The 18,460-nt window shown below is 65.5% G+C and carries 14 protein-coding genes and 1 pseudogene; 9 read left to right on the top strand and 6 right to left on the bottom strand.

Annotation, left to right across the window (positions count from 1 at the left end; genetic code table 11):
• Nucleotides 1-630: 630 nt before the first annotated feature.
• Both QRO91_RS12050 and QRO91_RS12045 read right to left on the bottom strand, forming a co-directional pair.
• Nucleotides 631-1,176 (bottom strand): annotated as a pseudogene (locus QRO91_RS12050) (WG repeat-containing protein).
• A complete protein-coding gene (locus tag QRO91_RS12045) occupies nucleotides 1,173-2,879 on the bottom strand; it encodes an alkaline phosphatase (RefSeq protein WP_049430109.1) in 1,707 nt (568 codons plus the stop codon). The pseudogene QRO91_RS12050 and the gene QRO91_RS12045 overlap by 4 nt, the downstream one beginning before the upstream one ends.
• Before the next feature lie 153 nt (nucleotides 2,880-3,032).
• On the opposite strand from QRO91_RS12045, the gene QRO91_RS12040 reads away from it, so the two are divergent.
• Nucleotides 3,033-4,367, top strand: coding sequence for a dicarboxylate/amino acid:cation symporter (locus QRO91_RS12040; protein WP_049430111.1), 1,335 nt, complete (start codon nucleotides 3,033-3,035; stop codon nucleotides 4,365-4,367).
• Nucleotides 4,368-4,589: 222 nt separating this feature from the next.
• On the opposite strand, the gene QRO91_RS12035 is transcribed toward QRO91_RS12040, so the two are convergent.
• Together QRO91_RS12035 and QRO91_RS12030 are read right to left on the bottom strand one after the other, a co-directional pair.
• Nucleotides 4,590-5,363, bottom strand: a complete 774-nt coding sequence (locus tag QRO91_RS12035) for a C40 family peptidase (RefSeq protein WP_053091939.1) — start codon at nucleotides 5,361-5,363, stop codon at nucleotides 4,590-4,592.
• 131 nt (nucleotides 5,364-5,494) lie between these two features.
• Nucleotides 5,495-6,034, bottom strand: a complete 540-nt coding sequence (locus QRO91_RS12030; RefSeq protein WP_049430125.1) for a C40 family peptidase — start codon at nucleotides 6,032-6,034, stop codon at nucleotides 5,495-5,497.
• Nucleotides 6,035-6,145: 111 nt separating this feature from the next.
• On the opposite strand from QRO91_RS12030, the gene QRO91_RS12025 reads away from it, so the two are divergent.
• The 7 genes from QRO91_RS12025 (at nucleotide 6,146) to QRO91_RS11995 (ending at nucleotide 12,764) form a co-directional block, all read left to right on the top strand.
• Entirely contained in the window at nucleotides 6,146-6,628 is a 483-nt protein-coding gene (locus QRO91_RS12025; RefSeq protein ID WP_049430126.1) for a peptidylprolyl isomerase, read from the top strand.
• A 99-nt stretch (nucleotides 6,629-6,727) separates the two neighbouring features.
• Complete coding sequence (locus tag QRO91_RS12020) at nucleotides 6,728-7,972, top strand: DUF418 domain-containing protein (protein WP_049430113.1); 1,245 nt, start codon at nucleotides 6,728-6,730, stop codon at nucleotides 7,970-7,972.
• A gap of 3 nt (nucleotides 7,973-7,975) precedes the next feature.
• Nucleotides 7,976-9,226, top strand: coding sequence for an FAD-dependent oxidoreductase (locus QRO91_RS12015; RefSeq protein ID WP_049430115.1), 1,251 nt, complete (start codon nucleotides 7,976-7,978; stop codon nucleotides 9,224-9,226).
• On the top strand, nucleotides 9,223-10,581 hold the full coding sequence (gene gorA, locus QRO91_RS12010) for a glutathione-disulfide reductase (protein WP_197650871.1): 1,359 nt from the start codon (nucleotides 9,223-9,225) through the stop codon (nucleotides 10,579-10,581). The genes QRO91_RS12015 and gorA overlap by 4 nt, the downstream gene beginning before the upstream one ends.
• Nucleotides 10,582-10,740: 159 nt before the next feature.
• The gene (locus QRO91_RS12005) at nucleotides 10,741-11,661 is read left to right on the top strand and encodes a DMT family transporter (protein WP_049430127.1); all 921 of its coding nucleotides are present in this window, start codon (nucleotides 10,741-10,743) and stop codon (nucleotides 11,659-11,661) included.
• The gene (locus QRO91_RS12000; RefSeq protein WP_224329410.1) at nucleotides 11,658-11,996 is read left to right on the top strand and encodes an MGMT family protein; all 339 of its coding nucleotides are present in this window, start codon (nucleotides 11,658-11,660) and stop codon (nucleotides 11,994-11,996) included. The genes QRO91_RS12005 and QRO91_RS12000 overlap by 4 nt, the downstream gene beginning before the upstream one ends.
• A 93-nt stretch (nucleotides 11,997-12,089) precedes the next feature.
• A complete protein-coding gene (locus tag QRO91_RS11995; RefSeq protein ID WP_032128229.1) occupies nucleotides 12,090-12,764 on the top strand; it encodes a rhomboid family intramembrane serine protease in 675 nt (224 codons plus the stop codon).
• A gap of 179 nt (nucleotides 12,765-12,943) precedes the next feature.
• On the opposite strand, the gene QRO91_RS11990 is transcribed toward QRO91_RS11995, so the two are convergent.
• A complete protein-coding gene (locus QRO91_RS11990) occupies nucleotides 12,944-14,527 on the bottom strand; it encodes an NAD(P)/FAD-dependent oxidoreductase (RefSeq protein ID WP_049430118.1) in 1,584 nt (527 codons plus the stop codon).
• A gap of 77 nt (nucleotides 14,528-14,604) precedes the next feature.
• Complete coding sequence (locus tag QRO91_RS11985; protein ID WP_049430120.1) at nucleotides 14,605-15,099, bottom strand: VOC family protein; 495 nt, start codon at nucleotides 15,097-15,099, stop codon at nucleotides 14,605-14,607.
• 317 nt (nucleotides 15,100-15,416) lie between these two features.
• Here QRO91_RS11985 and QRO91_RS11980 point away from each other — a divergent pair, with 317 nt between their 5' ends.
• Nucleotides 15,417-18,440 carry a TonB-dependent receptor gene (locus tag QRO91_RS11980; protein WP_049430121.1) on the top strand — a complete coding sequence of 1,008 codons (3,024 nt, stop codon included), beginning with the start codon at nucleotides 15,417-15,419 and terminating at the stop codon, nucleotides 18,438-18,440.
• Nucleotides 18,441-18,460 lie beyond the last annotated feature (20 nt).

Raw genomic sequence — 18,460 nt, 5'->3', positions numbered from 1 at the left:
CTATTTCTTTTGAACGTTGGGGGAGGCGTAAAACCTGACGCGGCGGTATTTTGGGGCGCCAAACGGGTGAGCCCGTGTTGTTTGGGGGTTTAATTAAAATTGCCTTGTTTGGGGGGGGGGTTTAGCAATGAAGGGTACGGTGAAATTAGTTCCGTTTAAGGTGTTTGGCGCAATCATTGGGCCCAACGCCCCTGCATGGCCCACCCGCCCCACCTTTGACAGTTTCCTGCCGCGTCCAACCACGGAAAAGAAAAAAGAAAAGCAGAAGCGGATCGCTTGCTGCGCTCGCTCTGTGTCGACCAAGGTCGACACCTACCAACAGCCGCGCGAACCAACAACCGCAATTGCCAGTAGATCCACGCCATGCGTGGATGATTCATTCGATGTCTGACAGATGTGCCGACCAACGGTCGGCACCCACCAACAGCCGCGTGAACCTGTCGAAGGCGGGGCACTGTGGGTTTGCGGGGTGTGAGCCGCATGGATGCGGCGACCAAGCCCCCATGGACGGGTTTACGGCGTCCCCGCAAACCCACAGTGCCCCGCCATCCCACGGAATGCACGCTGTTGCTGTTGCTTCGGCCGTTGCCGTTGCGTCTGCAGGTGCAGGGCGCAGCCCTGCCGAAAACCCTACTTCACCCGACGGCCCGAGCGGTCGATCCGGAACCGCTCTCCGCCTTCCATCGGCGTGTGGCCATCGCCATCCGGCGTGCCGCGACGGCAGCCGTTGCAGACCTCGGCCACGCCATCGCGGAATGGCCAGGCGAAATCGAAGGTGCCCGGCACTACCTGGCGGAATGTCAGATCGAAGTAGCCCACGCGATTGCCGACGCGCCCGCGCAGCAGGCCTTCCTCCGGTGTCTCCGGGCCGTTGTCCCAGGTCAGCACCGGCAGGCTGCGGCCCTTGCGGTCGATGTAGTGGAAGCCCTGATCGGCATATACCACGGCCAGGCCGTGGTCGTCGTAGTTCAGGTCCTTCAGCGTATCGGCGCTGATCTTCGGCCGGTGATCGACCACCTCGCAGTTGGGCAGCGGCCACAACCCGTGTTAGTCGGTCAGCAGCTTGCAGGCCGGTGCCTGCGCCAGCGCGCTGGAACTGGCCAGCGCGCCGAGCAGGGCCAGCGACCGCGCGAAACGGCCGCGGGCGGGGGCAGGGCGGGCCTGCGGCACGATCACTTGGCCTCGGCCTTGCGTTCGAAGGCCGTCGGTGCCGGCAGCTGCACCGGTACGCCCTTGTCATCGCAGGTGCCGGCCTGGCACAGGCGCTCGCGCAGGGCCGGGGTGGCCTGCACGATCATGTGGTAGATCGCGTTCTGTTCCAGCGTGCCGCGGATCGCCTTGCTGCCCGGGCCACGCGCCCAGATGCCGACGTCTTCACCACCATGCGATTCGGACTTCATCGGCACCAGTGCTTCCTGCATGTAGTCCGGATGCTCGGTGTCGACCTCGCGCAGGTTCGGGCGGCCGTTGGCCGGTTCGAAGCTGCTCGGGTTGTGCGGGTAGCGCTTCGGGCCGGCCGGCTGCTGGTTGCTGCTGCCGGTATGGCCCGGGCCATTGGCGTAGCTCAACGTGGTGTAGGGCTGGCCGGTGCCGTCCAGCGCGTAGTCCAGCTTGCCGGCACCATCTTCGCCGCCCTTGTCCTTCACCTTGCCCAGGATCGGATTGCCGCGTGCCGGGTAGCCGACGAAGTTCAGCGTGTGCGAGTGGTCGGCGGTGACGATGATCAGGGTGTCGTCGGCCGAGGTCAGCTCGTTGGCCACGCGCACCGCGTCGGACAGCGCCACGGTCTCGGTCAGGGCACGGTAGGCGTTGCCGCTGTGGTTGGCGTGGTCGATGCGCGCGCCTTCGATCATCAGCACGTAGCCTTCCTGGTGCTTGGCCAGATTCTTGATGGCTGCCGCCGTCAGTTCGGCCAGGCTCGGCTCACCGCCCGGATCCTGCGGGCGCTCGTACTCGTAGCGCATGTGGTCCGGTTCGAACAGGCCAAGGATGGCCGGCGCATCCGCGGCGGCGGCCAGCTGCTTGCTGTTCCACACGTAGGCGCCCTGCGGGTGCGCCTGCTGCCATTCCTGCACCAGGCTGCGGCCATCCAGGCGCTGGCCGACCTTGTCGTCGTACTCCGGGTCGCGCTCTTCCACCGTGGTGAACTCACCACGGCCGCCGCCGAGGGCGACCAGCGGGCCACGGCCATAGCGCGAGGTCGACAGCAGCTGCTGGGCGATGTCCTTGCAGCCTGCGGCCTTGGCCGCGTCGGTCAGGTCGGTGTCGTTTTCCCAGTTGCGCTCGGGCGAGTGCGCATAGGTGGCGGCCGGGGTGGCATGGGTCAGGCGCGCGGTGGATACCACGCCGGTAGCCAGGCCGGCGCTGTCGGCCAGCTGCAGCCAGGTCAGCAGGCCCTTGGACAGGCTGTCGGCACAGTCGGTGCGGCTGCCGGCACTGACGCCGATCGCACCCATGTGGGTCTTCACGCCGGTGGTGATGGCGGTCATGGTGCCGGCCGAATCGGGGGTCTGCGAATCTGTGTTGTAGGTCTTGCTGAACGCCGTGGCCGGGAAGCGCTCCCAGGACAGCAGGTTCTCTTCGCCGGAGCCGCCCTTCTGCTGGCCTTCGTAGATGCGCGAGGCGGCCACGGTGGTCAGGCTCATGCCGTCACCGAGGAACAGGATGACGTTCCTGGCCTTGCCGGACATCGCGCCGTTGGCGGCGGCCTGGGCGGCGCCGCTGCGGTACCACCACTGCGGTGTCTCGCCGGCCGGGTGGGCGACGGGATCGACGGCGACCTTCAGGCCGGCCGGAGCGGACGCGGGTGCGGTGCTGGCGCAGGCGCCCAGCAGCAGGGTGGTGGCGCAGGCGGCCAACAGGGAGACGGAACGGCGCATGGACGCTGGGATCTCACAAACTGTAACGGGACGTTCATTATGCCCGCCCTCGCAAGGCACGCCGATGACACACTGATTTGCCGGCCGGGCGGTCGTTCCCCAGCCGTTGTTGGGCTATCGTGCCAGCATCCCTTCCTTCCCTCTGGATTGCCTATGAAGCTGGTCTCTGCCTGGCTGCGGATTCCATTCTGGCAGCGCGTGGTCGGTGGCTTCGTGCTCGGCGCGCTGGCCGGCTGGGCGCTCGGCCCGGCCGCGGAAACGTGGTTCGGCCCGCTCGGCGAGCTGTACGTCACCCTGATCAAGATGATCGCGGTGCCGCTGGTGTTCTTCGCGGTCATCAATGCGATCTCGTCGCTGCACGGCCAGAAGTCGATCGCCGCGCTCAGTGGCCGCACCTTCCTGTGGTTCGTGATCACCGCCGCGCTGGCGGTGTGCGTTGGCCTGGCCGTAGGCACGGTGCTGCAGCCCGGCGCGGGTGGCCTGCAGTTGGCGATGGCCAGCAACTATGTGCCGCGCGAAGTGCCCAGCGTGGTACAGGTATTGCTGGACGTGGTGCCGGCCAATGTCTTCTATGCGCTGTCCGGCATCGGCACCAAGGTCAATGCCGCGGGTGAAACCGTGCTGGCCGCCGGCCGTGGCTCGATCCTGCCGGTGATCTTCTTTGCTGGTCTGGTCGGTTTCGCCATCGTCAAGCTGGGCGAGAAGGTGACCGAGGCGCGCAAGCTGGTCGGCCAGATGAGCGACATCATGATCCAGGTGACCCGCTTCGTGCTGGAAGTCACCCCGATCGGTACCTTCGGGCTGATCGCCGGTCTGGTCGGCAGCTACGGGTTCGAGAAGCTGCTGCCGCTGGGTCATTTCGTGCTGGCCCTGTACGTGGCCTGTGCCCTGCACATCGTGGTGGTCTACAGCGCACTGCTGCTGGCGCATGGTCTGAATCCGCTGAAGTTCTTCCGCGGCGCGGCGCCGGGCATGCAGGTGGCCTTCGTCAGCTCGTCCAGCTTCGCCGCGATGCCGGTGGCGCTGCGTTCGATCACCCACAACCTGGGCGTTAACAAGGACTACGGTTCGTTCGCGGTGCCGCTGGGCGCCAGCATCAAGATGGACGGCTGTGGTGCGATCTATCCGGCGCTGTGCGCGGTGTTCATCGCGCAGTACAGCGGTGTGCCGCTGACCCCGGAACAGTACGTGGTGGTGCTGATCGCCTCGGTGCTGGGCAGCTTCGGTACGGCCGGCGTGCCAGGTACCGCGGTGATCATGGCTACGGTGGTGCTGAGCGCGGCCAACCTGCCGCTGGAGACGATCGGCTACCTGTATGCCATCGACCGCATCCTGGACATGATGCGCACGATGACGAACGTGACGGGCCAGATGCTGGTGCCGGTGATCGTGGCCAAGGAGACCGGCCTGCTCGACCAGGCGGTGTATGACAACCCGTCCAGCAACGTGGGCGTGGATGATCCCGACCCGACACCGCCACGCGGCTGAGGTTGCGTGGTGGTGATGGAAGGCCCGCCCTGACCGGCGGGCCTTTTGTTTTGTTCCGGTAGATCCACGCCACGAGGATGGTGGCGGTGCCGACCAAGGTCGGCACCCACCAGGGCAGATGGCGCTGTGCCGACCAAGGTCGGCACCTACCGGGGGCGCAAACAAAAAAGCCGCTGCAGGGCAGCGGCTTCTCGCATCAGGCGGCTCGGTGGCGCCAACCGGTCAGAGGTCGACCCGGCGGGCCTGCATGAACTTGTTGCCCCAGTAGCCACTGAGCAGGGTGTCCACGCGGACGTCCTTGCCGGAGCTCGGTGCGTGCAGGAAGCGGCCATCGCCCACATAGATGCCCACGTGGTCGACGCGGCCCTTGCGGCCGAAGAACACCAGGTCACCAGCGGCCAGCGCGGTGCGGTCGTTGATCAGTTCGGCGTTGTCGTCGTGCGCCATTTCGCGCGAGACGCGCGGCAGCTCGATACCCAGGGCCGAGCGGAACACGTAACCGACCAGGCCACTGCAGTCGAAGCCGCTGTCCGGGTTGCTGCCACCCCAACGGTACGGGGTGCCCAGCAGCGTCATTGCACGGCGCAGCAGCGACTGCACCTTGCCGTTGTCGGCCGCGGTGCCGACAACGCTGCCATTGGCAGCGCTGCTGGTGTCGTAGTTGGCGAGGAGGCGGCTGAGGTCACCGGCCACCACGGCCGAGCGGTCCATCAGCGGAATGGTGTCGTTGGCGGCCAGGTGCGGCAGCAGGGCGGCCAGGGTAGCGCTGGCGGCGGCGTCGACGCGGCTGCGCTGCGGAGCGGCAGCCTCGGCCTTGGCGGCCGGTCGGGCGGTACTCTCGGCCACCGGGGCCGGGGTTGCATCGGAACGGTTCGGAGCAGTCTGCGACCAGGCCGGGAGGCTGGTCAGACACAGTGCCAGGCCAAGCAACAACGGGCGGGCACTGCGTGAAGATACGGAAGTCTGGCCTTCGCTTTTCAGGTCGTCAGTCGTCACGCGTCGGTCACAGGAAAAAAACGATGGGGCATCATGCCCTGTAAAAGCGCGGATAAGTTAAAAATTCCGTTAGTAATCCGTTAGTTTCAAGGTGATGTGCGTCACAGTTTTGAACATATCGCCTGTTCATCTTAGCGAAGGACACGTTTCGCGCCTGTGTAGTGGTCCTTCCAGTAGGGACCGCTGAGCGAGTCCAGCCGCACGGTGCCACCGGTACTCGGCGCGTGCACGAAACGCCCTTCACCTACATAAATGCCAACGTGGGTGACGCTGCCGCGGCTGCCGAAGAACACCAGATCGCCGGTGGCCAGGCGCTGCGGATCGATCTTCGGGCCCTGTACCGCCGCGAGATCGCGCGAAGTACGTGGCAGCTTCAGGTCCAGCATCTCGCGGTAGACATAGGCGACCAGGCCGCTGCAGTCGAAGCCCGAATCGGGGGTGTTGCCGCCATAGCGGTAGGGGGTGCCGACCAGGCTGATGGCGCGCATCAGCACCGAGTTGGCCGCCTCCGGGTTGTCCGGCACGGTCTTCGGCCAGTTCGCCGTAGGCGGGGGAGGTGCAGGTCGGGTGGCCTTGCCACCGCCGCAGGCGGTCATCAGCAGGGGCAGGGCCAGCAGCAGGGCCGGGGCGAGAAGCCGGCGGAGGCCGGACGAAACTGGCGTGATGTGCATGATCTCCGGATAATGCGCCACCTTGGATTGGCCGTCATGATGGCGGCGTCCCCGCCGGGCGACAACCCGCCCCAACCCGCCTGCCTCCGGCAGATCCAGACAGAGTTGCGCATGAAGATCGAAAAAGACCGCGTTGTCCGCTTCCACTACACCGTTTCCGAAGTCGGCCAGGAGCCGATCGAATCGTCCAAGGACCGCGGCGAGCCGCTGGCGATCCTGATCGGCCACGGCAACATCATCCCGGGCCTGGAAAACGCCATGATGGACAAGGAAGCCGGCGCGACCTTCAGCGTCGATGTCAATGCTGCCGACGCCTACGGCGAGCGCCGTGAGGGCCTGTCCCAGCGCGTGCCGAAGAAGCACTTCGGCAACACCAGGCTGGCTCCGGGCCAGCAGGTCGTGCTGCAGACCAACTTCGGCCCGCGTGCGGTGACCGTGCAGAAGGTCGGCATGAGCGTCGTCGACGTTGACCTGAACCACCCGATGGCTGGCAAGGACCTGCACTTCGACGTGGAAATCGTCGATGTGCGCGAAGCCGGCCAGGAAGAGATCGATCACGGCCACGTCCACGGCGACGGTGGTCACCACCACTGATCGCAGCGCGATCGTGATGTCAGCAACGGCCCGCTTCGGCGGGCCGTTGCGTTTCTGGAACACGGCGCGCCCATCCACGGCGTGCGGGCCGACGGCATAATGACGGACCTGCCCGACGGATGCCCCGTGAACGCCGCTTCTCCTTCCCTGCAGCCGATGGCCTCCGGCGAACGCATCGCCGTGCTGGACGTGCTGCGCGGTGCCGCGCTGCTGGGCATCCTGCTGATGAACATCGAGGCCTTCAGCGGGCCGCTGGACCTGGCGTTCACCGGCATCGACGTGCACTGGCATGGCATTGACTACTGGGCCGATGCCTTTGTCTATGTGTTCGTGCAGGGCAAGTTCTTCACGCTGTTCTCGCTGTTGTTCGGCGCCGGCTTTGCGGTGATGGCGCAACGCGCCGAGCTGGCTGCGCGTGATTTCACCCCGTTCTACCTGCGTCGCAGTGCCGGTCTGCTGCTGATCGGCCTGTGCCATGCAGTGCTGGTCTGGTCGGGCGACATCCTGGTGCTGTACGCGCTGATCTCGCTGCCGCTGCTGGCCTGCCGGGAGGCGCCGCGCAGCTGGCTGCCGTGGATGGGCGCGACGGTCTACCTCGGCGGCGTGGCGATGATGCTGCTGGTCGGCGCGATGGTGTCGATGGCCTCTGCGGACGAGGTGCGGGAAATGCTCACCGAGGCGCAGCAGGGCATCGATCTGCAGCGCCAGGTGTACGGGCACGGCAGCTGGATGCAGGCCACCGTCCAGCGGGTGAATGAGTTCGGCGCGTCGATGGGGGCGCTGCTGATCACCGGTCCGGAGGTGCTTGGCATGTTCCTGATCGGCAGCTGGTTTGCCGGCAGCGGCGCGTTGGCCACACCGGAGCGCTTCCCGCGGTTGTACGCGGTGTTGCGTTGGGTGGCGCTGCCCCTCGGCCTGCTGGTCACGCTGCTGGGTGTTGCCTGGAAACCGTATCTGGCGCCGGGCGCCTACGATCTGCCGGTGACGGCGGCGATGGCGCTGGTGACGATCGGCGGCCTGCCGATGTGCCTGGGCTACCTGGCCTGGATCGTGCACTGGCGCGCGCGGCTGGGCTGGCTGGCGCCGGTCGGGCGCATGGCGTTGACCCATTACCTCGGCCAGTCCCTGCTGTGCACCTGGTTGTTCTATCACTACGGCCTGGGCGCGTTCGAAATGATGCCACGCAGCGTGCAGCTGCTGTTCGCGCTGCTGCTGTTCACCGTGCAGCTGGGCATCTCGCACGCTTGGCTGCGCCACTTCCGCTTTGGGCCGATGGAATGGCTGTGGCGCGCGATGACCTACCGGCAGTGGCCGCCGATGCGGCGCGGAGCCGGGCAGGGCTGATCGATGCTGGGCGCGCGCGAGGATGTGATCGTGGTGGGCGCCGGTGCCATCGGTCTGGCCGCCGCGCTCGCACTGCGTGCGCAGGGGCGGCAGGTGCGTGTGATCGATCGTGGCCGCATTGGTGCGGCAACCTCGCACGGCAACTGCGGCACCGTTACTCCCAGCCATGCACCTCCACTGGCTGCGCCTGGCGTGCCACTGCGCGCATTGCGCTGGATGCTCGATCCGCGTGCGCCGCTGTATGTGCGCACCCGCCTGGATCCGGTGCTGTGGCGCTGGTTGCTGCAGTTCGGTGCACGCTGCAACACGCGTGACTGGCTGCAATCCACGCGGGCACGGGGTGCATTGCTGAACGACTCGCGGCTGCGCCTGGCCGATTGGGTGCAGGCGCATGCACTGGAGTGCGAGTTCGATACGCGCGGGCTGGACTATGTGTTCGGCGATGCGCGCAACTTCGACCACTACGCGGCCGAGTGCGAAGCACTGAACAGGCAGGGTATCGCCACGGCCTGCATCGACGGGGCCGGCTACGCACGTGCCAATCCGGCCTTCCACGACCGCCTGGCCGGCGCGATCCACTTTCCCGGTGATGCGCAGCTGCGGCCGGACCGCTACACCGCGGAGCTGGCACGTGTACTGCGCGCGCAGGGCGTGGTGATCGACGAGCAGAAGGACGTGCAGGGCTTCAGCGACGATGCACACGGGGTACGCGTGCAGGTCGGTGGGCAGGCCCTGCGGGCACGTGAGCTGGTGCTGGCCACCGGCCCGTGGTCGCGCGACTGGGCACGGCAACTGGATCTGCGCGTGCCGATCCAGCCCGGCAAAGGCTACTCGCTGACCTGGTCGCGACCGGCGCAGGTGCCACAGCGTCCGGTGGTGCTGAAAGACCATTCCGTGTTCGTGATCGCCTGGCGCGAAGCGCTGCGGCTGGGCGGCACCATGGAATTCGCCGGTGCCGATCCGCAGCTGCGCACGGCCCGCCTGCAGGCTTTGCAGCAGGCCGCCGACCACTACCTGCGCGCGCCACGCGGTGCGCAGCTGCAGGAGCAGTGGTGCGGGTGGCGCCCCATGAGCGTGGACGACGTGCCGTTGATCGGCCGCGCACCCGCGCATCCTCACGTCTGGCTTGCGGCGGGGCATGGCATGCTCGGCATCAGCATGAGCGCCGGCACCGGCCAGCTGATTGCCGATCTCGTCTGCGGCCGCACACCAGCGATCGATCCTGCCCCTTACCGACCCGAGCGATTCCGATGAGCACTGCACCCTATGATTACGACCTGATCGTCCTTGGCGGTGGCTCCGCCGGCCTGGCCGGTGCGATCCGCGCGGCGCAGCATGGCAAGCGCGTGGCGATGCTGGAGCCCGGCGAGCTGGGCGGTACCTGTGTCAACGTTGGCTGCGTGCCGAAGAAGGCGATGTGGCTGGCGGCCGACCTGCACGAGCGCATCGGCCTGGCCAATGCGATGGGCTTCGATGTCGAGGCACGCCCGTCGTTGTCGTGGAAGGAGCTGGTGATCCATCGCCAGGCCTACATCAGCAACATCCACACCAGCTACCACAAGCGCCTGGATGAAACCGGCGTGGTGCGCATTCCGGCGCGCGGCCATCTGCTCGATGCGCATACCGTCGCCTGCAGCGATGGCGTGCGTTACAGCGCCGAACACATCCTGATCGCCACCGGCGCGCACCCGCTGCGCCCGGATGTTCCCGGTGCCGAACTGGGCCTGGTTTCCGATGACTTCTTCGATCTGCGCGCGGCACCGGCCGAGGTCGCGATCATCGGCGGTGGCTACATTGCAGTGGAACTGGCCGGCCTGCTGCAGGCGCTGGGCAGCAGGGTGAGCCTGCTGGTGCGCGGAAAGCGCTTGCTGGAACGCTTCGATTACGAGCTGACCGACCAGCTGGCCGAGAACCTGAAACAGCAGGGCGTGCGCATCCATTTCGACTACCGCCTGCGCGAACTGCAGCGCGAGGGCGAACGCGTGCGTGCGTTCGGCCATGACGGCCCGCTCGACACCGTGTTTGATGCAGTGTTCTTCGCCACCGGCCGGCGCGGCAACAGTCGTGACCTGGGCCTGGAAGCGCTGGGCATCGGCATCGGCGAGCACCAGCAGGTGGCGGTGGACGAATGGCAGACCACCAGCGTGCCGAGCGTGCATGCGGTCGGCGACATCGCCGGCAAAGTCGGCCTGACCCCGGTGGCGGTGGCCGCATCGCGGCGCCTGATGGACCGCCTGTTCGGCGGCCGCCCGCAGTCGAAGATGGATTATGAGAACGTGGCCAGCGTGGTGTTCTCGCACCCGCCACTGGGCGCGGTGGGCATGAGCGAGGAAGAAGCACGCGCCCGTTTCGACCAGGTGAGCGTGTACCACAGCCGCTTCCGCCCGATGCTGCAGGCGCTTGCCAACGGTACCCAGCGCAGCCTGTTCAAGATGGTCTGCGTGGGCCCGGAAGAGCGGGTGGTAGGCATCCATCTGCTGGGTGAAGCGGCCGACGAGATCCTGCAGGGCTTCGCGGTGGCGGTGAAGATGGGCGCGACCAAGGCCCAGTTCGACGATACCGTGGCGATCCACCCGACCTCGGCCGAGGAAGTGGTGCTGATGCGCTGAGCCCGCAGTTGTAGAGCCGAGCCTATGCTCGGCTGCATTCCGTGCAGGCATGGTGCAGCCGAGCGCAGGCTCGGCTCTACAGGGCACCGGGCGCCTCCATGCGACAATGACGGCCCCCACGCCTTTCCGGGCCGCCCTATGCGGCCCGCCGTCGTCCTGATGTCCAGCCCCACTTCCCGTATCGCAACCGCTTCCCCCCGCATCGCGCTGAGTGGAATCGGCCTGGCCGCGATCGGTGCCATCACCGCCTCCGGCAAGGCGATCATCGTCAAGCTCGGCCTGCGTCATGGCGTCGATGCCACCACGCTGCTCGCGCTGCGCATGCTGATGGCGCTGCCGCTGTTCGTACTGATGGCACTGTGGGCCGCGCGCCGGGCCACGCCGCTGTCCTGGGCCGACCGCGCCCGCGTGCTGTGGCTGGGCTTCACCGGCTACTACCTGTCCAGCCTTCTCGATTTCCAGGGCTTGCAGTACATCAGCGTGACCCTTGAACGGCTGATCCTTTACTTGAACCCTACCCTGGTGCTGCTGATCAATGTGCTGCTGGCGCGCCAGCGGCCCGGACGCTGGCAGATCGGTGCGTTGGTGCTGAGCTATCTGGGCGTGCTGCTGGCCTTCGGGCATGACCTGCAGCGCGAGGGCGGGCAGATCATCGTCGGCAGCCTGCTGGTGCTGGGCAGTGCGCTCAGCTACGCGCTGTACCTGTTCGGCAGTGGGCAGGTGGTCGCGCGCATCGGTGCGGTACGCCTGACCGCCTACGCCAGCTGCGTGGCCAGCGTGCTGGTGCTGCTGCACTTCGCGGTGACCCATCCACTGCCGCTGCTGTGGCAGGCGCCGGCGCCAGTGCAGTGGCTGTCGCTGGTCAATGCCACCGTGTGCACGGTGCTGCCGGTACTGGCGATCATGCTGGCGGTGCAGCGCGTGGGTTCGTCGCTGGCCGCGCAGGTCGGTATGCTGGGCCCTGTTTCCACCATCGTGATGAGCCTATGGCTGCTCGACGAACCGATGGGGCCGGCGCAGATCGCCGGCACCGTGCTGGTGCTGATCGGCGTACTGCTGGTGACCCGCCTGCGGCGCTGACGCCGGAGCAGGCGCGTGCGCGCATCCTGGCGGTGATCCGCGCGATCCCGGCGGGGCAGGTGATGGGCTATGGCCAGGTGGCGATGCGTGCCGGCCTGCCGGGGCGTGCGCGCTTGACCGCACGCATCCTCGGCCAGAACGACGATCCCGACCTGCCCTGGCATCGCGTGCTGCGTTCGGATGGGCGAATTGCCATGGAAGAAGGGTCGGCCGGCTGGCGCGAGCAGTCACAGCGGCTGCGCGCCGAGGGCGTGGTGGTGGAGAACGGCCGGGTGCGGATGCCGGCCACCGATCCAGCCGCGGCGCTGGATGCTGCCGTGTGGGGCCCGGGCTGAGCACCGCTGGCGACTGAACAGGCCACGCCTGCGGGTCGCCAACAAGACACGGTGCTGCGGCTATGATGGAGGCCGTTCCATGCCGGTGCTCCCATGTTCCCGCGACTGCCTACCGTCACCAAGGCCCTGCTGATCGCCAACGCGATCCTGTTCCTGCTGCAGCAGCCGTTCCTGCTCGGCATGCAGACCTTCGAGCCGTTCATGCTGCAACCGCTGCAGCAGGGCTTCGATGCGTTCTCGCCGGGCGGCAACTTCCAGCCGTGGCAGCTGCTGACCTATGGCTTCCTGCATGGCAGCTTCGGCCACCTGTTCTTCAACATGCTGGCAGTCTTCATGTTCGGCGCGCCGCTGGAGCAGACCTGGGGCGAGAAACGCTTCCTGCTGTACTACCTGGTCTGCGTGGCCGGTGCCGGTGTCTGCCAGTTGCTGGTGGGTACGTTGCTGGAGAATCCGGCCACGGTGCTGGGCGCTTCCGGCGGAGTGTTCGGCCTGTTGCTGGCCTACGGCATGCTGTTCCCGAACCAGCGGGTGATGCTGCTGTTCCCACCGATCCCGATGAAGGCGCGAACCTTCGTGATCCTGTTCGGCGTGGGTGAGCTGGTGCTGGGCATGACCGGCTGGCAGCCGGGCGTGGCCCACTTCGCGCATCTGGGCGGCATGCTGTTCGGCTGGCTGCTGATCCGCTACTGGCGAGGGCAATCGCCGTTCAACAAGCGCCGACCGCCCGGCCCGCCGAAGCGCCCGAACCATCTGCGCAGCGTCAAATGATCCGAAGGATCATTTGACGCGGTAGGTGCCAACCTTGGTTGGCACGCCTTGTCCCACGCGGGTAGGTGCCAACCTTGGTTGGCAATCATCCCTGTTGTTTCGTACCAACCAAGGTTGGTACCCACCAACGGCAGGTCATGCATGCGGCGGGTACGCGCGCATCCACGCACGGCGTGGATCTACAGATCCTGTAACACCACCTGCGCGGCATTGTGCCCGGGCGCACCCGTGACGCCACCACCGGGGTGGGTACCCGAACCACACAGGTACAACCCGGGCAGGGCACCGCGATAGCCGGCCTGGCCAACCATCGGCCGTGCCGAGAACAACTGGTGGGCACTGAGCGCGCCGTGGAAGATGTCGCCACCGACCAGGCCGAAGGTGCGCTCCAGATCAAGCGGCGACAACACCTGCCGACCGAGGATGCTGACAGCGAAACCCGGCGCATACCGTTCAACGGTAGCGATCATCAGATCGGCGACTGCTTCACGATGATCATCCCAGTGACGCCCGTCGGGCAGCACCGGCGCCACGTGCTGGCAGAACAGGCTGGCCACATGCTGTCCGGGCGGCGCCAGCGAATCGTCCAGCGTGCTGGGAATCAGCATTTCCACGATCGGCTCGCGTGACCAGCCATCGCGGCGCGCATCCAGCCAGGCGCGGTCCATGTAGTCCAGGCTGGGCGCCATGATGATGCCGGCGCTGAGGTGATCGCCGGGGCCGGGCAGGGCGCGGAAGTCCGGCAGCCGCGACAGCGCGAGGCTCATCCGGAACGTCCCGGAGCCGCAGCGCCAGTGTGCCATCCGCTCGCGCGTCGCCGCCGGTACCTGCGCCGGTTCCAGCAACTGCTCGTACAGCAGCTTGGGGTTGACGTTGGCGACTACGGCGCGTGCGCGCAGGATTTCGCCGTTGGCCAGTTCCACTCCCACGACGCGGCCCTGTTCGGTCAGTACCCGTTGCACGCCGGCATCCACGCGCAGTTCGGCTCCGGCCTCGCGCGCCGCGCTGGCAATCGCCTGGCTGATCGCGCCCATGCCGCCGATTGCATGGCCCCAGGCACCCTTCACGCCATTGCACTGGCCGAACACGTGGTGCAGCAGCACGTAGGCGCTTCCGGGCGTGTAGGGGCTGGCATAGTTGCCGACGATGCCATCGAAGCCGAACAGCGCCTTGATCGGCGCGCTCTCGAACCAGCGGTCCAGGTACTCAGCCGCTGAAAGCGTGAACAGGTCCAGCAGTTCCTGGCGCAGCGAAGCATCCAGCGTTGCCAGTTCGCGGCCGAGACGGCCCATCTGCCACAGCGCGGGCAGGGCACGCCAGCCGCCGGCCACGCCGACGTCCGGGGGGGCGCGCAGGGCCCACGCACGCAGCACGTCGGCGAAGATCTCCAGGCGTGCTTCATACGCTGGCAGCGCCTGCGCATCGCGTTCGGAGAATTTCGCGACCTCGGCCTGGGTGCGGCCGGGCGCCGACAACAGGTAGCGGCCGTCCGGCAATGGCAGGAAGTTGTTGACCGGGCGCGCGACAATGCGCAGCCCATGCGCCTGCAACTGCAGGTCGTCGATCACCTTCGGCTGCAGCAACGACACCGTGTACGACGCCACCGAGTTGCGGAAGCCGGGATGGAATTCCTCGGTGACCGCGGCGCCGCCGAGCACGCCACGCCGTTCGAGCACCAGCACCTGTTTGCCGGCGCGTGCCAGATAGGCTGCACAGACCAACCCGTTGTGGCCGCCGCCGACGATGAGTGCATCCCAGGTCATCAGCACCTCTGAAGAAAGCGGGCGGAGGGGATTGCGTTGCAATCAGCATCTGATCACAGACCCGTGCGGGAAGCGATTTAATTCCCTCCGCCCCCTTTTTGGATCGCGGCTTCGATGGTGGCGATGTCGATCTTCTTCATCGGCATCATCGCGTTGAAGGCGCGCTTGGCCAGTGCCTTGTCCTTGCTGGTCACTGCTTCGATCAGCATGCGCGGGCTGATCTGCCAGGAGATGCCCCAACGGTCCTTGCACCAGCCGCATTGGCTCTCCTGGCCCCCGTTGCCGACGATCGCGTTCCACAGGCGGTCGGTCTCGGCCTGATCCTCGGTCTGGATCTGGAAGGAGAACGCTTCGCTGTGCTTGAACGCGCTGCCGCCGTTGAGGCCGACGCAGGGAACGCCGCAGACAGTGAATTCGACGGTCAGAACGTTGCCTTCCTTGCCGTCGGGGTAGTCGCCCGGCGCGTGATGCACGGCGGTGACCGCGCTGTCGGGCAGGAGGCTGGCATAGAAGGTGGCGGCCTCGAGCGCGCCATTGTCGTACCAGACACAGATCGTGTTCTTGTGTGCCATGTCGGGGCTCTACGTTGGACGAAGCCACAGCGATAGCACGGCCGCTGTTAACCCGGGATCTGTATCACGGCCAACGGAGACAGGGTGGGGGAGCCGGCCGAAAGCGGCTGCAAGTCTCTGATTGTTAAATAAAACATGAATGAGCTTCATGTTTGTGTCGAAATTTTTCCTTTAATTTCAATTGGTTGTTTTTGTTCAGCTGCCATTGCAAATTAAGAATTGATGAAATTAATATTTGGTTCAGCTGCAAGGAACTGTCGCTTCCATGCAGCAATTCTGCAATCGCAGCCTGATCTTCATCGAATCAAGGAAACTCCATGACCAGCAGCAAGCACGTCGCAAGGCTGAAGCGCACCGCCTTGGCGGTCGTCCTGACTTCTTTCATTGGCGCCGCCGCCGCTCAGAGCACGACCGGTTCGTTGTACGGCAGCGCGCCCGCCGGTACGACCATCGTGGTTCAGAGCGACACGGGCCTGAAGCGCTCGGCGACCGTCGACAGCAATGGCCGCTACAACCTCGGCTCGCTGCCGGTGGGCAAGTACACCATCATCCAGCAGCGTGACGGCCAGACTGTCGAGCAGCGCGAGAATGTGCTGTTGAAGGTTGGCGTTGGCACCGAGGTGTCGTTTGCCGGTGGCGCCAGCGCCGCCACCACACTGGAGGCAGTGAACGTCGTTGCAGCGAATGTGCCGAAGATCGATGTCACCAACACAGTATCCAAGTCGGTCATCACATCCGAGCAGCTGGACGTGTTGCCTTTGGGGCGCAGTGCCGAAGCCATCGCACTGCTGGCGCCAGGTGTTGTCTCGGGCAGTGGCGCGTTCAGCAATGGCTCGCGTTCGGTGCTGTCCTTCGGCGGCTCCAGTGTCACTGAGAATGCCTACTATCTGAACGGCTTTCTGGCCAACAATCCGCTCAGCAATCTGGGTGGTATCAGCCTGCCATACGGGTCGATCGACCAGCAGGAAACGTTCATGGGCGGTTACGGAGCGGGATACGGGCGCTCCACCGGCGGCGTGATCAACCAGCTCGGCAAGCGCGGCACCAATGAATGGCATTTCGGCGTGCAGGCTACCTGGGCGCCGGATTCGCTGTCGGCTTCTGCGGCCACTGTCATCTATCCCAATCGCCAGCTGCCCAATGGATACAGCTACACCGATGACTCGTTGCCTGGCTCGCTCTATCGCTACCGCAAGGATGATGTCGCCACGCGTACCACCTACAGTGGCTACGCCAGTGGCCCGCTGATCGAGGATCGCCTGTTCATCCACCTGGCTGCGGAAAAGGACCGCACCGAAGGTGTGTCCACGAACAGCTCTGCAGCAACGCAGCAGGTGCGCAACCACTACACCATCGATGCGCCGAAGTTCTATGGAAAGATCGACTGGAACATCAACGATAGCAACACGCTGGAATACACCCGTGTGCAGAACACCGATCGCAACGGTGGCTACTACCGATCGTTCGATTACGAGGACCTGGCCGAAGGTGATCGCACCGGCACGTTCCCGAACACCACGAAGCTCAAGGACGACTTTGACATCTTCAAGTACACCGGCTACCTGAACGATGACCTGACCCTGAGTGCGGTATGGGGTCGTAGCAAGGAGAGCAATCTGGAGTCGAATCCGCTGGATACGGCCAACCCCTATCTCAGCAGCCCGGGCAATCAGGATCCGTCCATTACCGGTGGCCGCCCCATCCGCAATGACCAGTCGGCGCTCTATACCAAGTCGTCCGATGCGGGCAGCAAGACCCGAGGTCTGCGTGTAGACCTGCAGTACCGTATCGGCAACCACGAGCTGACTGGTGGCATCGACAACATGTACTTCCAGGGGCATAACGAAGGCCAGGCGATGACCGGGCCGGGGTACGCCTGGATCTATGGCCGTGTCGATCCGGCCTCGTCGCCGAATCCGGGCTTTGACATCACCCCGCCGGGCGGCAATGGCTACTTCGTGCAGAAGTACATCTTCTCCACGACCACCAGCATGTCGGTCAAGCAGAAGGCCTACTATCTGGAGGACCGTTGGCAGGTCACGCCGAACTGGTTGGTGACCCTCGGCATCCGCAATGACAAGTTCACCAACTACAACAGCGCGGCCAAGCCTTACGTCGACAGCGGTGACCAGTGGGCGCCGCGTCTGGGCGCGAGCTGGGACGTGTTTGGCGATTCGTCGCTGAAGGTGTTCGCCAACCTGGGCCGTTACTACCTGGCGTTGCCCAACAGCGTTGCCATTCGTGGTGCGTCCGCCTCGACGTTCACCCGCGAGTACTTCACCTATAGCGGAATTGATGCCAACGGCAACCCGACCGGGTTGACCGCTCTGGGCCCGGGCCCGGTGTCAGCCAACAATGAATATGGCCAGACCCCTGATCCGTTGTCGATTGCGCCGACCGACCTGAAGTCGCAGTACCAGGACGAGCTGATCCTTGGCTTCGAGAAGACGCTGGGCGAGCGCTGGAGCTCCGGTGCCAAGTTCACCTATCGTCGCCTGCAGACGGCCATCGACGATACCTGTGACTCCGATCGCATCCATGACAAGCTTGCCGCGATGGGCGTCGACGACAGCAATCTCGATGTCCCGGGCTGTGTGATCTTCAATCCGGGCAAGACCAATACCTTCATGATCCGGCACGCGGATGGTTCGGGTTACACGCCGGTGCAGATGAGCTCCGCCGACTGGGGTTACGGCAACAAGAAGGCCAAGCGTGACTACATCGCCGTCGATCTGTTCATCGAGCACCCGCTGAGCGACAAGTGGTACGGACGTCTGGATTACACCTGGTCGCGCAGCTTCGGCAATACCGAAGGCCAGGTGAAGTCGGATATCGGCCAGGATGACGTCTCCAAGACCCAGGACTGGGATGCCGCGGCACTGATGGAATACGCGGGCGGCTATCTGGCGAACGACCGTCGTCACCAGCTGAAGGGCTATGGCGCCTATATGTTCAACGACGAGTGGTCGGCGTCGGCCACCCTGCGGATCATGTCGGGAGCGCCGAAGAGCTGCCTGGGCTACTACGGCACCGATGAGAGTGATCCGCTGGGCTACGACGCTGCCTATCACTATTGCGGTGGCAAGCCGTCGCGCCCGGGTGACGCAGGCCGGCAGCCCTGGACGACCCGCCTGGATCTGGGCGTGATGTATCGCCCTTCGTTTGCCGATCACAAGCTGGCTTTCAGCCTGGATGTTTTCAATGTGCTGAACCAGCGTCGTGCCGTGCAGTCTGACGCGGTCTATGAAGATGGCCCCTATACGGTGTCCAACACCTACGGCATGGGTACCTACTTCAGCGCACCTCGTTCGGTTCGTGTCAGTGCGTCCTACGACTTCTGATCGCAGCACCTGATCGATCT

The sequence above is a fragment of the Stenotrophomonas maltophilia group sp. Smal32 genome (assembly GCF_030237085.1).
Lineage (GTDB): Bacteria > Pseudomonadota > Gammaproteobacteria > Xanthomonadales > Xanthomonadaceae > Stenotrophomonas > Stenotrophomonas maltophilia_Q.
Note: the sequence above shows the minus strand (reverse complement) of the source record. Positions and strands in the feature narration are given on the sequence as shown.